Source organism: Massilia sp. UYP32 (assembly GCF_050434365.1).
In the GTDB taxonomy this organism is placed as follows: Bacteria; Pseudomonadota; Gammaproteobacteria; order Burkholderiales; family Burkholderiaceae_D; genus Telluria; species Telluria timonae.
In genome coordinates this window covers 56,328-70,555 of record NZ_JBNDIK010000024.1, presented here as the reverse complement: position 1 = coordinate 70,555, position 14,228 = coordinate 56,328, and the positions used below count along the sequence as shown (strand labels likewise).

The window sequence follows — 14,228 nt, the reverse complement described above, 5'->3', positions numbered from 1 at the left end:
GCTGGTACAGAAATTCCTTTTTAGTAAGATCGTGGTTCAGCCAAGACCACGCAAGGAATCCAGACGCCACCTTACCGCCGCTGCCGATGCGCCCACCGTGAACCTCGCGGCCATCGACCAGGTGACCGTCGTCGGCTCGCGCGCGCGCAACCGCACCGTGTTCGACAGCGCCGTGCCGATCGACCGCTTCGGCGCCCGCGAGGTGGAGAACGCGCTGACCCGCGGCGACCTGGGCGCGGCCCTGCAGCAACTGGCGCCGTCGATCAACTTCCCGCGCATCGAGTCAAGCGGCGCCGCCGACTCGGTGCGCGGCCTGGCGCCCGACCACGTGCTGGTGCTGGTCAACGGCAAGCGCTGCCACGCGATTGCGGTGCTCGACACCGAGAGTAGCTTCGCCGGCATCGTCCCGGTCGACGTCAACACCATCCCGCCGGGCGCCATCGACCACATCGAGATCCTGCGCGACGGCGCCGGCGCCCAGTACGGCAGCGATGCGGTGGCCGGCGTCATCAACATCGTGCTCAAGAAGGCGCGCGCGGGCGGTTCGGCCCCGGTGAGCTACGGCGCCAACCATACGGACTTCGAGCCGACCGACGAAAGCCACATGCGCAGGCCCGGCAACTGCAGCGCCACGGATTACACATTCGCATTCTCAACAAGCGCGTTCGATCTTACATCCACCGGCTTCTTACTGGATTTCGAGTGAATTTTCGCGTATTCGGTCGCCGAGCCGCTTTTTACGCGCCGCGAGCGGTGGATGGGTGTCAAAAACGCTGACGATTTGGCTTTCGCCATCGCTCAGCAGGGAAAGGGCCGAAATCAGCTCCTGCGTTGAAGTCATCGCCGCGCCACCCTCGTCAGCAGCGAACTCGCGCTCCCGGCTATAAGCGGAATACGCCTGCTCTAACAGGCGGTTCAAGACAAAGTATACGGCAATCATCCCAGCCGGCCAGGCCAGAATACGAACAAAGGTCCACAACACTGGAAGCAACCCCGCGAAGTTATCTCTTGCTTCCGGAAAAATAAACGCTAACGCCGCAACAATAGCTCCCATAATGCTGAACACGTAAGCAAATTTCCTCAGCACTCCCTTGGATAGCTCCGATAACATACAAGGATACATACGAACAGCATGGCTGAAAGCCAGGATGAACGCCTTATTCCTCGAATCCCCGTTATTGATATGCGCAATCTCGTGAGCGGCAATGGCTACCAGCTGGCGATCATTCGCGACTTGTAACAGTCCGGTAGAAAACGCGATCAGCGCTTTCTTGCCAAACACGGACGAGATGGCGAATGCGTTTATTTCTGCGCTGGGGTAGTACCCGATCTGTGTTTCACTGCCCAGTTGTGACGCAATCGGGGCGATTCGCCGTCTGACCCCATCGTCGAGCGTGACTTGGAGTTGCCCGGCAACCTTATCGACAGCATCATGAACATACTGAATGGTGACTAGCAAAGGCAGACCAAGCACAAAACACACTACATTTGCAGAGGATTTCAACGTGCCCGCAATGCCCATATAGTGGCAGATTATGGAGATAATCAATGCCATTATGAAGGCAGCCCATAAGGTAATGAGGCTGCATCTCGCAAATTTAGCATATAGATTAATGCTCAGCATTAGAAATCAGTCCTTGATGTCAACGATGCGGGTCACAGCCGCTGCAGTGGATAATCCGTTGGCTGCCCTACGAGCCAGATAAGCCCTGCTCGAATTCTCGCAATTCCCTGAATTTTGCCATAAGGCAACCAAAAAGAGAATTGTCAGCATAACAAACCAAAATAAATTCTATTTATTGGAAAGCAAAGGTTATTGAAATGCCCGCATGCTTTGACTGGATGTCTGTTCGACTGTCGCACCTGATCATGTCTCTATGACGCTGCCCAAGGCTCTGCTTATTCCGACACTTCGCGCAAGTGCCGGACGCGCTAGGTCTGCGACTCTAACAGGTTTGCGGTGGCGCGAAGCTCGGGGGTGACGGGCAAGCCCCCACCGTTCTAGTCTGACTGCGGTCAGCCACGCCGGCGTGACGCCGGGCGTCGAGCGTGGCAGCATAGCCCGCCTCGGTCTTGTTTATGGTTAGGCGATGAGACCGAAAACGAGCGGCAATAAGTTGCAGCTGCGCATGCTCGCGCGCAAGAAGACGCTTAAGTCCGGCAAGATCTGGACGGGCTATTACCTATACGGCCGGGGCCGGATGGAAAGCAGATCGAGATCCCGCTGGGCACCGACCCGGTGGCCGCAAAACGCAAATGGGCTGAGCTCGAGTGCGTAGAGACGCCGTCCGATGCGTCGCTGATGAAGTACGTGTTCGACTAATACGTGCGGGATATCCTGCCGAAAAAGAAGCCGTCGACGCCGCGCGAGAACATGCTCTGCCTGTCGAAGCTGCGGCCGGTGTTCGACACCGCGCCGATCGATGCAATCCTGCCGCAGCACATCGCGCGCTACCGCGACGCGCGGTCGGCGCCGGTGCGCGCGAACCGCGAGATCGCCCGTCTCTCCCACGTCTTTAACATGGCGCGCGAGTAGGGCTTTACCCAAAAAGACAATCCGTGCCGCGGCGTGCGGAAGAACAACAAGGCGCCGCGCGACGCCGAGGCCGACGTCTGGGATGCCGTGCAGGCGCCGGCAGCCAGCCGCTGCGCGACACGATGGACCTGGCCTACCGTTCCGGCCAGCCACCGGCGGACGTCCTGAAGATGCGCCAGGTCGACATCAAGAACGACGAGCTCCACGTGCTCCAGAACAAGACGCGCCATGCGTTGCGGATTTGGCTGCACGTCGACCGCGCGCCCACCCAGCCGGGGGCGCGACGCCGCGCGTGCTGCGACTGCAGCCCTGCCGGAGAAAGAGCGCAACAAAGACTTGGCGCGCCGGACCAAAGCCTCCCAGTTCCGCGATATCCGGCCGAAAGCCACCAGCGAAATTGCAAGCCTGGACGATGCTAGCAAGCTGCTCGGCCGCACGGACAAACAGACCATACAGAAGGTCTACAGGCGGGTCGGCGAGGTCGTCAGGCCGACGAGGTAAGGCGGGAGTTGCGGAGATCGTCTCCGCAACTTGTAAAATGATGGCTCCAGATCATTAAATCCACAGCGAGGAAATGATTAGTCTGAAAACAAAAAAGCCGTCGAAAATCAACGGCTTGATCATGAAAATTGGCGGAAGCGGTGAGATTCGAACTCACGAACGGTTTCACCCGTCGGCAGTTTTCAAGACTGCTGCCTTCAACCACTCGGCCACGCTTCCCTAGGGAACCGGCATTATACATAAATCATCAGAGGCGGTGAGGCTGTTCACCAAGGTTCACGCGATCAACAACCAGTTATCCCGCAAACACCTCTCAAAGTCGTAAGCCGGCAACGGCGCCGCATACAGATACCCCTGCACCTCATCGCACCCCGCCTCGCGCAGGAATTCCAGCTGATCCAGCGTCTCCACCCCTTCCGCGATCACGCGCAGGCAGAGCTGCCGCGCCATGCTGACAATCGTCCCCGCGATCGCGCAATCGCTCGCATCCCGCGGAATCCCGGTCGTGAACGAGCGGTCGATCTTGAGGGTCTGGATCGGGAAGCGCTTCAGATACGACAAGCTCGAATACCCGGTCCCGAAATCATCCAGCGACAACGACACCCCCAGCGCCGTGATCCGGTCCATGATGGCCGTCACGCGCTCGAAGTCGTGCATCAGCGTGCTCTCGGTGATCTCCAGCTCCAGCCACGACGCATCGAGCTGGTAGCGCCGCAAGGTATCGGCCACCCGCGATGGCAGCGACGGCGTGAACTCCCGCGCCGACACGTTCACCGCCAGCCTGAACGGCGCGATCCCCGAGCGCTGCCAGATCGCCGCCTGCGCGCAGGCCTGCTCCAGCACCCACTCGCCCACCTGCACGATCAGGCCCGTGGTCTCGGCCAGCGGGATGAATTCCGACGGCGGCACGATGCCGCGCTGCGGATGCACCCAGCGCACCAGGGCCTCGGCGCCGACGATGCGCCCGCTGGCGATTTCGAACTTGGGCTGGTAATACAGGATCAATTCACCGTTGCCCAGCGCATGGCGCAGGCCCGATTCGATGCGCATGCGCTCCTGCATGCCCTTGTTCATGTCCTGGCTGTAGAACGCCACGCTGCGGTCCGGATTCGCTTCCGCCCTCTTCGCGCGCTCCATCGCGATATCGGCCAGTCCGAGCAGGGTCTCGGCATCGTTGCCGTCCTGCGGGTACACGCTGATGCCGATGCTGGCGCCCACGCGCAGGTCGTGCCCGGCGATGAAGAAAGGCGCATCGAGCGAAGCCTGCAGCTTTTGCGCTACCGTGGTCGCCTCGAAGTGCTGGCGGATGTCCGACAGTCCCACGGCGAATTCATCGCCCGAGAGGCGCGCCACCACGTCTTCGTCGCGCAGGGCGTCCTTGAAGCGCTGCGCCACCTGGCGCAGCAGCTCGTCGCCGATGCGGCGCCCGAGCGTGTCGTTGATGCGCTTGAAGCGGTTCAGGTCCACGAACAGCACGCTGCCCGCCGTCTCGTTGCGCTGCGACACCGCCAGCGCCTGGTCGACCAGGCGCGCGAACAGCGTGCGGTTGGGCAGGCCGGTCAGCTCGTCGTAATAGGCCAGGTGGTGCAGCTGTTCCTCGGCCTGCTTGCGCTCGGTGATGTCGGTGAGATAGGCGATCAGGCCCGTCGGCCGGTCGGCCAGGTCGCGCAGCGGCGACAGCGACAGGCTGGCCCAGAACACCTCGCCCGATTTTTTCCGGCGCCGCACTTCCATCATGCGTCCGCCCTGCTCCGCGAACAGGTCGGGTTGCATGTCGTTGCCGTCGCCGCCGTCGTCCTCGTCGGCATACAAGAACAGGATGTTGCGCCCGATCGCTTCCAGCGCGGTGTAGCCGAACAGCTGCTCGGCGCCGCGGTTCCAGCTGGTGATGTAGCCCATCTGGTCCATCGTCAGCACCGATTCGTGGATCTGGTCGAGGATCTGCGACTGGTGCGCCAGCTGCGCTTCCATCTGCGCATAGGCGTGGGTGGAGCGCTGCGCCAGCGCGTGCATCTGCATCAGGCTCGCCGTCAGGTGCGACAGCGCCACCAGCTTGCGCTCGGTCTCGGGACAATAACCTTCGCCGCCGCTCACTTCGTACCAGCCGAACTGCTCGATGCCGGCCGCCACCGCGTGGCGCAGGATGCGCGCGCCCGCGTCGTTCGGGTCGATCAGGCCGGCGCCCGGCACGAAACGCCCCTCCGGACTGCCCGTCAGCAGCGCCGCCAGGCGTCCCAGCTCCAGGTGCAGAGCCTCCCCGCGCAGGCGGAGGATGGCGTCGCAGACGGCGGTCGTGCCGCCGACGAAGTCGAAGTCCAGTTCGCGCAGGTCAGACATTCCGGCCCACCTGGATCGCCCAGTGATAGGCGTGCAGCTGGCTGTTCCACCAGGCCGCGGGGCTCACGCCCGCCGCCTCCAGCGCGCTTTCAGTCGGATGCGCCTCGGTCAGCCGCAGCCACGCGCCCAGCCGGCCACGCCGTTCGACCAGGGCGGCGGCGACGTGCTCCGGCAGGTACAGCTCGTCCGCGATCGCCGCCATCGGCATGTGCAGCAGGCGGTCGAGCAGCGAGAACACGCCGGTCATGAAGGCCAGGTCTTGCGCGTCGCGCTCGCCCCCCGCCTGGCGGCTCAAGGATTCCAGTTGCGCGCCGCGGCGCGCCGCCAGCGGCAGCAGCAGGTTCGGCAAGCCGTCCGGCTGCTGGCGCGCGTACAGCAGCAGTTGCAGCCAGCGCTGCAGCTGGCGCCGGCCGAGCACCGTGATCGCCTGGGCGAAGCTCGTGACCTGGGTGCTCACCGCGAAGGCGGCCGAGTTCACCAGCTTGAGCAAGTGGTAGGCGAGCGCCGGGTCTTGCCGGATCTGGTCTTCGAGCTCGCGCGAGTCGGCGTCCCGCGCCAACAGGCCCAGCAAGGTCAATATGCGGCGGCGCGAGCTGCCGTCGTCGTCCGGCGCCGGCGCGGCATCCGGGTCCAGGGAATAATCGCCGCTGAACCAGTCGAAGCCCGCGTTCTCGCAGTCGGAAAAGCGGCGCGCGTCATCGACGCCGTGCGCCAGGTGCGGTCCGAACAACGAGACCAGGCGGCCCGGCGCCAGCGCGGCATCGTGATGCGCGCGGCAGTCGCGCGCCGCGGAGCGCAGCGCCGCCGGCGCCTTGGCGCCTTCCGGGACATCGCCGTCGAGCCAGATGCGGTAGCCACCGGCGTGCAGCTCGGCCAGCTGGCGCGCGGCGCCGCCGGACGCCAGCGCTTCGGACTTGATCACCAGGCCGATGCGATTGGGCGGCAGCAGCGTCAGCACCGGCACCGTCAGGGCCTCCGGGCCATCCAGGTGCAGCAGGCAGTCGAGCGGCGCGATCGCCGTGAGCAGGTCGGCGCCGGCGAATACCGCTTGCAGCCGTTGCGGCAGGTCGGCCCCAGGCGCCAGCCGCAAGCTCAGCGCCACCCATTCGTTCTGGGCATTGGCGACCGGATCGATTGCTACCAGCGGAAAATGTCCCTGCTCGGCCATATGATATTTCTCAATATTATTCAGGCAATCTTATTGCACCGAATACTATAAAGCAACCGTAATGTTTCCCGGTGGATATCGAGAAAATACTCTCGGTTACCCGATCAGTTGCTGCCGGCGCGCTGGACCGCAAAACGGATCAGTTCCGCCTGCCCTTCGATGCCGAGTTTGCGCTTGATGTTCAGGCGGTGGGTCTCCACCGTGCGCACGGACAGATCGAGGTCGCGCGCGATCTGCTTGTTCGACTGGCCGGCCGCGATATGCTTGAGCACTTCCTGTTCGCGCGCCGTCAGCTGGTCGCCCGGCGTGGCCGGATTGGCCAGCTGGCGCGCCAGCGCGGCGCTGTAGTAGATGCCGCCGCCCATCACGGTTTCGATGGCCAGCACGATGTCCTTGCCCGGCGCGTCCTTCAGCACGTAGCCGCGCGCGCCCGCCGCCATGGCCTGGCTCACGTATTCGGGTTTGTCGTGCATCGACAACATGAGCACCGCGATGCCGGGATAGCGCGCGGTGAGCTGGTAGGTCGCCTCGATGCCGCTCCCGCCGCGCATGTTCACGTCCATCAGCACCAGGTCGGGGTGGAATTCGCCGGCGCGCGCCAGGGCTTCCTCGCCCGAGCCGGCTTCGGCCACCACCGCCAGACGCGGCGCCGACTCGAGCCGCGCGCGCAGGCCGTCGCGCACCAGCGGGTGATCGTCGACCAACAGGATTTTCACCTCATTTACTTCATCGTTTACTTCACCAGTCACTGCCTTGCTCCTTCAAATCGATGCTGGCCACCACCCGGGTGCCGGTGGAGGACGACACGATCTCGAACCGGCCGCCGATCGCCTCCATGCGCTCCATCATATTCCTTAGCCCGATGCCGCGCTTGGGATGCACGGCCACGCCGTCGGTATCGAAGCCCACGCCATCGTCGGCGATGCTCAGGCTCACCAGGTCGCCCACGCGTTCGAGCACCATGTCGATATGCCGCGCCTGGGCGTGGCGCTCGACGTTGGTCAGCGCTTCCTGGGCGATCCTGAACAACACCGTGCCCACGATCTCGGGGAGCGCGTCCACCGCGCCGGCCGCGCGAAAGCGCACCGGCGCGCCCGCGTGCTCGCCGAATTCGCTCGCCAGGTGGTCCAGCGCCGGCGCCAGGCCCATATCGTCCAGCAGGGTCGGCCGCAGGTCGTGCGAGATGCGGCGCACCTCGCCCAGCAGCGTTTTTACCTGCTCGACGGTGCGCTCGAGACCCGCGCGCCCCTGCTCGCGGCGCGCCTCGTCGCCGTCGATGCGGATGATGCCGGCTTCCAGCTGCAGCTTGACCGAGACCAGGGCCTGGCTGATCCCGTCGTGCAGGTCGCGCGACAGGCGCGCCCGTTCTTCTTCCTGCGATTCCACCACGCGCTGGGCCAGCGCCTTCAGTTTGGCGTCGGCCACGCGCCCCTCGCTGATGTTCAGGGCCAGACCGCCGCCGGCCACGCCCACCGCCGCCACCGTGGCCAGCACCGCCATCCACAACAGCGTCTCTTCGATATTGCGCGACTGCTGGGCGTCGACCAGCGCCAGCGCCGATTCGACGTCGTCGAGATAGATCCCGGTGCCCATCACCCAGTTCCAGTGCGCGACCGGCACCACGTAGCCCAGCTTGGGCGCCGGCCGGTTGCTCGAGGGCTTGGCCCAGGTATAGCGCAGGAAGCCGCCGCCCTCGCCGGCCAGCGCGATCAGGCGCTGGATGGTCGGCGCGCCGGTCGAGTCGCGCCAGTCCCACATATCGGTGCCGACCAGCTCCGGCTGGCGCGGGTGCATCAGGTTGTTGCCCCGGGTGTCGTAGACGAAGAAGTAGCCGTCCTCGCCGTAGCTCAGGCTCGACAGGATGCGGATCGCTTCGCGCTGGGTGGCCGGGCCGCTGTCCCCGGTGCGTGTGAGGTGGGCGATCGAGCGCGTCGCCAGCTCGACGTAGTGGCGCAGCTCGGCCTCCTTGCTCGCCAGGTAGGCGTGCTGGATGGTGGCGCGCTGCTCGGCCGCCAGGGTCACGCCCTGCTGGCGCACGTAGAGCGCGATCGCGCACAGCGCCACCACCAGTGGCACGACGGCCAGCACGATCACTTTTTGCCTTAGCCGCATAGGCTTGTTCCGCATGGTTTCATTCGAAGGCCTGCATTCTACGTCCGCCGGCTGGGGTCGATCTACGTAGCATTACGTAGATACTGCGTAATCTTGCGCTTGCGGTACTGACAATAGTGCAAGATACTCATTAGCATGCTGCAAATAATTGGCGTCGGCACGTACTGACGCACAAGCATCAATCCACATCGGAGGAGTCACCCAATGAAACGTATCACGAGCATGCTCGGATGGATCGTCCTGTCCATCGTGGGCGCGTTTGCGCTCGGCTACATCGCGCTCAAGCGCGGTGAAACCATCAACGCCATCTGGATCGTCGCGGCCGCCGGCTGCGTCTACCTGATCGCCTACCGCTTCTATTCGCTGTACATCGCCACCAAGGTGATGGGCCTCGACCCCACGCGCCAGACCCCGGCCTGGAAATACAACGACGGCCTCGACTACGTCCCCACCAACAAGAACGTCCTGTTCGGCCACCACTTCGCCGCGATCGCCGGCGCCGGCCCGCTGGTCGGCCCCGTGCTGGCGGCGCAGATGGGCTACCTGCCCGGCATGATGTGGATCCTGGCCGGCGTCGTGTTCGCCGGCGCGGTGCAGGATTTCATGGTGCTGTTCATGTCCACCCGCCGCGACGGCCGCTCGCTCGGCGACCTGATCAAGTCCGAGATGGGCGAGATCCCCGGCATGATCGCGCTGCTGGGCACCTTCATGATCATGGTGATCATCCTGGCGGTGCTGGCGCTGATCGTCGTGAAGGCCCTCACCGGTTCGCCGTGGGGCACCTTCACCGTGATGGCGACGATCCCGATCGCGCTGTTCATGGGGATCTACTCGCGCTACGTGCGCGTGGGCCGCATCGGCGAGATCTCGGCCATCGGCTTCGTGCTGCTGATGCTGGCCATCATCGGCGGCCAGTGGGTGCACGATTCGCCGACCTGGGGCCCGATGTTCACCTTCACCGGCACCGAACTGACCTGGATGCTGATCGGGTATGGCTTTGTAGCGGCAGTGATCCCCGTGTGGCTGCTGCTGGCGCCGCGCGACTACCTGTCCACCTTCCTCAAGATCGGCACCATCCTGGCGCTGGCCATCGGCATCATCGTGGTCGCTCCCGACCTGCAGATGCCGGCCGTGACCAAGTTCATCGACGGCACCGGCCCGGTGTGGTCGGGCAATGTGTTCCCCTTCCTGTTCATCACCATCGCCTGCGGCGCCGTCTCGGGCTTCCACGCGCTGATCTCGTCGGGCACCACGCCCAAGATGCTCGAGAACGAAACCCAGGCCCGCTTCATCGGTTACGGCGGCATGCTGATGGAGTCCTTCGTCGCCATCATGGCGCTGATCGCCGCGTCGACCATCGACCCGGGCATCTACTTCGCCATGAACAGCCCGGCCGCGCTGCTCGGCACCACCGCGCAATCGGCGGCGCACGCCGTGTCGCAGATGGGCTTCGTGATCACGCCGGCCGAACTCGAACAGATGGCCCGAGACGTCGGCGAGCACACCATCATCTCGCGCGCCGGCGGCGCCCCGACCCTGGCGGTCGGCATGGCGCACATCCTGTCCAACGTCGTGGGCGGCCCGGCCATGATGGCCTTCTGGTACCACTTCGCGATCCTGTTCGAGGCGCTGTTCATCCTGACCGCGGTGGACGCGGGCACCCGCGCCGGCCGCTTCATGCTGCAAGACCTGCTGGGCGCCTTCGCCCCGTCGCTCAAGCGCACCGATTCCCTCCCGGCCAACCTGCTGGCCACCGGCCTGTGCGTCGCCGCCTGGGGCTACTTCCTGTACCAGGGCGTGGTCGATCCGCTGGGCGGGATCAACACCCTGTGGCCGCTGTTCGGCATCGCCAACCAGATGCTGGCCGGTATCGCGCTGATGCTGGGCACCTGCGTGCTGTTCAAGATGAAGCGCGCCAAATACGCCTGGGTCACCGCGCTGCCCACCTTGTGGCTGCTGGCCTGCACCCTCACCGCCGGCTGGCAGAAGATCTTCCACGACGATCCGCGCATCGGCTTCGTCGCGCACGCCAACAAGTACCAGGCGGCGCACGACGCGGGCGAGATCCTGGCGCCGGCCAAGTCGATCCTCGACATGGAGCGCATCATCTTCAACGACTACGTCAACGCCAGCCTGGCCGGCTTCTTCATCTTCGTGGTGCTGGCGGTGCTGTTCTACGGCGTGCGCACCGTGATGGCGGCGCGCGCATCGAACGCGCCGACCGCGAAGGAGTCCGCGTACGTCGCCATGCCGGCCGCGCAGGTGCAGTGATGTTCGGCGCCCTGAAACAGGCCGGCAACTACCTCGGGCAGAGCCTGCGGTTGATGGTCGGCCTGCCCGAATACGACACCTACCTGGCGCATATGGAGCGTACCCATCCGGACCAGCCGCCGATGACGTACGAGGAATTCTTCCGCGAGCGCCAGGATGCGCGGTATGGGGGAAGCCGGGCGTCGTGCTGCTGACGGGCGGCGCGTGCGCTTGAACGAAGGGACGCCGCGGCGTCCCTTTTTTTTTGTCGCCGACGATTTTGCGCATTTGAATTGCGACACGGAATTGTTCCGTTTGCCACATTTGCGGATTCGCAAAACTACCCCCTCACCTAACCCGTATATTTTTTTCCTGCGGGCTCTTGCTCGCTAGGAGGATCTGCACCGTTGCCGGATCCGCTGCGCTGTGCCGTTTGCGGGAACCACGATGCAGAATTTCGAGCGCTCGAGCCTGAACCGGAAGTTGAACATCCTCTCGCTGCTCTCGACGGCGACCGCGCTGCTGTTCGTGTTCTGCGCCTTCGCCGTCACTTCCATCATCAATCACCGCCAGGCCGAGAGCCTGCAACTGGCCGCCTTCGCGCGCGTGATCGGCGCCGCCACCTCCGGCGACCTGATGCTGGTCGACCGGCGCCAGGCCGGCGCCACCCTGGCGGCGCTGGAAGCGCAGCAGGACATCTCGGCGGCGGTGCTGTACGACCGTGTCGGCCGCCCGCTGGCCGAGTACCGCGCGCCGTCGCGCCTGGGCGCCGAACTGCCCTCGCTCGACGACCTCGAGCTCGACACGCTGAACGACGCCAACCGCGCCGGCCGCTTCCTGCTGTCGCGCCACATGCGCGTGGTGCAGGAGGTGCGCCATGGCGAGCTGGCGGTCGGCGCGATCATGATCGAGGCCGACCTGCTGCCGATGTGGCTCGACATCCTGGCCAGCCTGGTCGTGATCGGGCTGGCGATGGGCGCCGCGCTGCTGGTCTCGCTGGGACTGGCGCGACCGCTCAAGCGCAGCATCGCCGAGCCGATCGCCAAGCTGATCCAGGCCGCGCAAAAGGTCTCGGCCAGCCAGAACTACGGACTGCGCGTGCAGCACAAGCGCAACGACGAACTGGGCGTGCTGATCGACAGCTTCAACACCATGCTGGCCCAGATCGAGGACCGCGGCGCCGCCCTGCTGCACCACCGCGACGAACTGGAACGCCAGGTCGGCGTGCGCACCGAGCAGCTGGAAAAGGCCAAGAACGCGGCCGAAGCGGCCAGCCGCGCCAAGAGCGGTTTCCTGGCCACCATGAGCCACGAGATCCGCACCCCGATGAACGGGGTGCTGGGCATGACCGAGATGCTGCTGGCCACCGAGCTGACCGAGGCGCAGCGCAGCTACACGCAGCTGGTCAAGCGCTCGGGCGAGCACCTCCTGGTGATCATCAACGACATCCTCGATTTCTCGAAGATCGAGGCCGGCAAGCTGACCATCGAATACATCAACTTCAACCTGTGGGATCTGCTGGACGACATCCACAACGTCTACACCCCGCAGGCGGCGGCCAAGGGCCTGGGCTGCGACTTCGACATCGCCAACGACATCCCGGTGGCGATCTGCGGCGACCCGAACCGGCTGCGCCAGATCATGGCCAACCTGATCGGCAATGCGATCAAGTTCACCACCGAGGGCCGCATCATGGCGCGGGTGCGGGTGGCCGGCGAGGACGCGCAGCGGGTGGCGCTGCGCTTCGAGGTGCACGACACCGGCATCGGCATCTCGCGCGAGGCGCGCGCACGCATCTTCAACGCCTTCTCGCAGGCCGACGATTCCACCACCCGCAAGTACGGCGGCACCGGCCTGGGGCTGGCCATCTCGAAGCAGCTGGTCGAACTCATGAAGGGCACGATCGGCGTCGAGAACGCGCCGCGGCAGGGCTCGATCTTCTGGTTCACGCTCGGCTTCGACAAGCGCCGCGTCGATCCCGACGCGCCCGGCCACCGCCAGCACACGCTGGACAGCCTGCGGGTGCTGGTGGTGGACGAACAGGAGGCCAGCCGCAATGAACTGGTGCAGCAGCTGGAAGCCTGGCGCGCGACCTGCGAGGGCGTGGGCAGCGCCGCAGCCGCCTTCGAGCACCTGTTGAGCGCGGCGCGCGCCGGCCGGCCCTATGACGCGGCGGTGCTCGACATGGAGCTGACCCAGACCAGCGGCCTGGCGCTGGCGGCCTCGGTGCGCGCCGAGCCGGTGGCCCGTTCGACCCACATCGTTCTGCTCAGCCCCGAAAAGCTGGCCGCCGATCCGGTCCAGCGGCGCGAGGCCGGCGTGGCCTACCAGCTGGTCAAGCCGGCGCGCGCGGCCGACCTGTATGCCTGCCTGACGGCGCGCGCGGCGCGGCTGCATCATCCGGCCGCCACTGCCGCTGCAGCCGCGGCAGCGGCGCCGTTCGACGCTCCCCGGCCGGCGCCGATGGCGCGCGCGCAGCCGGCGCGGCGCGCGCGGCGCGTGCTGCTGGCCGAGGACAATCCGGTCAACGTCGAAGTGGCCAGGGCCATGCTGGAAAGCCTGGGCCTGGAAACCCACTGCGCCACCAATGGCCAGGAAGCGCTGCATGCGGTGCACGAAGGCGGCTGGGACGCGGTGCTGATGGATTGCCAGATGCCGGTGATGGACGGCTTCGCGGCGACCGGCGAAATCCGGCGCCACGAGCGCGAGATGGGCCGCGCGCGCGCCTTGCCCGTGATCGCGATCACCGCCAACGCGCTGCAGGGCGACCGCGAAGCCTGCCTCGCGGCCGGCATGGACGACTACCTGTCCAAGCCCTTCACCCAGCAGCAGCTGGCGGCCGTGATCGGGCGCTGGGTGGCGCTGCCGGTGCTGGCCGAGCGCCACCACGACGACGAAGCCGAGCTGGCGCTGGACTTCGCGCCCCCGCCACCTCCACCTTCGCTTTCACCCCTTCCGCCGCCGCAGAATGACCCGGTCGACCGCGCCGCCCTCGAGAACATCCGCGCGCTGAGCCGCGACGCCGGCGACGTCCTGGTGCAGAAGGTGATCAACGCCTACGTGGGCGACACCCCGCGCCACCTGCAGGCGCTGCGCCAGGCATTGACCACGAGCGACGCCGAAAGCCTGCGCCGCATCGCCCACGGCCTCAAGTCGGCCAGCGCCAACATCGGGGCGGCGCGCCTGGCCGCGGCCTGCCGCGACCTCGAACAGCTCGGCCGCGGCGGCAGCGTCGACGGCGCCGCGCCCCTGCTGGCCGAGATGGAGCGCGAATTCCACTCGGTGCGCCAGTCGCTCCACGCCATGCTTGAAAAGGAATCCTGA

At 65.6% G+C, this 14,228-nt stretch carries 10 protein-coding genes and 1 tRNA gene; 5 read left to right on the top strand and 6 right to left on the bottom strand.

From position 1 onward, the window contains the following. Window positions 1-97 precede the first annotated feature (97 nt). Window positions 98-706: a TonB-dependent receptor plug domain-containing protein gene (locus ABIB42_RS18900; protein WP_005671416.1), complete on the top strand. Its 609-nt coding sequence runs from the start codon at window positions 98-100 to the stop codon at window positions 704-706. Here ABIB42_RS18900 and ABIB42_RS18895 read toward each other — a convergent pair. Continuing rightward, a complete protein-coding gene (locus ABIB42_RS18895; RefSeq protein WP_005671417.1) occupies window positions 689-1,624 on the bottom strand; it encodes a M48 family metalloprotease in 936 nt (311 codons plus the stop codon). The genes ABIB42_RS18900 and ABIB42_RS18895 overlap by 18 nt on opposite strands. A 702-nt stretch (window positions 1,625-2,326) precedes the next feature. Between ABIB42_RS18895 and ABIB42_RS18890 the strand changes: the two genes are divergently transcribed. Next, window positions 2,327-2,536 carry a hypothetical protein gene (locus tag ABIB42_RS18890; protein WP_005671309.1) on the top strand — a complete coding sequence of 70 codons (210 nt, stop codon included), beginning with the start codon at window positions 2,327-2,329 and terminating at the stop codon, window positions 2,534-2,536. Window positions 2,537-3,166: 630 nt separating this feature from the next. Here the strand turns inward: ABIB42_RS18890 and ABIB42_RS18885 are convergent. The 5 genes from ABIB42_RS18885 to ABIB42_RS18865 form a co-directional block, all read right to left on the bottom strand. Further along, window positions 3,167-3,256 (bottom strand) — tRNA-Ser (locus tag ABIB42_RS18885). Between the two features lie 57 nt (window positions 3,257-3,313). After that, window positions 3,314-5,374, bottom strand: a complete 2,061-nt coding sequence (locus ABIB42_RS18880; protein WP_005671307.1) for a putative bifunctional diguanylate cyclase/phosphodiesterase — start codon at window positions 5,372-5,374, stop codon at window positions 3,314-3,316. Then, the gene (locus tag ABIB42_RS18875) at window positions 5,367-6,542 is read right to left on the bottom strand and encodes an HDOD domain-containing protein (RefSeq protein ID WP_005671305.1); all 1,176 of its coding nucleotides are present in this window, start codon (window positions 6,540-6,542) and stop codon (window positions 5,367-5,369) included. Before ABIB42_RS18875 ends, ABIB42_RS18880 begins: the two co-directional genes overlap by 8 nt. A 104-nt stretch (window positions 6,543-6,646) precedes the next feature. Next, a complete protein-coding gene (locus ABIB42_RS18870) occupies window positions 6,647-7,258 on the bottom strand; it encodes a response regulator (protein ID WP_229409937.1) in 612 nt (203 codons plus the stop codon). 22 nt (window positions 7,259-7,280) lie between these two features. Next, window positions 7,281-8,654 carry a cache domain-containing protein gene (locus ABIB42_RS18865; protein WP_005671301.1) on the bottom strand — a complete coding sequence of 458 codons (1,374 nt, stop codon included), beginning with the start codon at window positions 8,652-8,654 and terminating at the stop codon, window positions 7,281-7,283. Window positions 8,655-8,858: 204 nt separating this feature from the next. Here ABIB42_RS18865 and ABIB42_RS18860 point away from each other — a divergent pair, with 204 nt between their 5' ends. The 3 genes from ABIB42_RS18860 to ABIB42_RS18850 all read left to right on the top strand — a co-directional run bounded on the left by ABIB42_RS18860 (window position 8,859) and on the right by ABIB42_RS18850 (window position 14,228). After that, entirely contained in the window at window positions 8,859-10,925 is a 2,067-nt protein-coding gene (locus ABIB42_RS18860) for a carbon starvation CstA family protein (RefSeq protein ID WP_071363412.1), read from the top strand. After that, window positions 10,925-11,119, top strand: a complete 195-nt coding sequence (locus ABIB42_RS18855; RefSeq protein WP_005671296.1) for a YbdD/YjiX family protein — start codon at window positions 10,925-10,927, stop codon at window positions 11,117-11,119. The genes ABIB42_RS18860 and ABIB42_RS18855 overlap by 1 nt, the downstream gene beginning before the upstream one ends. A 232-nt stretch (window positions 11,120-11,351) precedes the next feature. Beyond that, on the top strand, window positions 11,352-14,228 hold the full coding sequence (locus tag ABIB42_RS18850; protein ID WP_429248813.1) for a response regulator: 2,877 nt from the start codon (window positions 11,352-11,354) through the stop codon (window positions 14,226-14,228).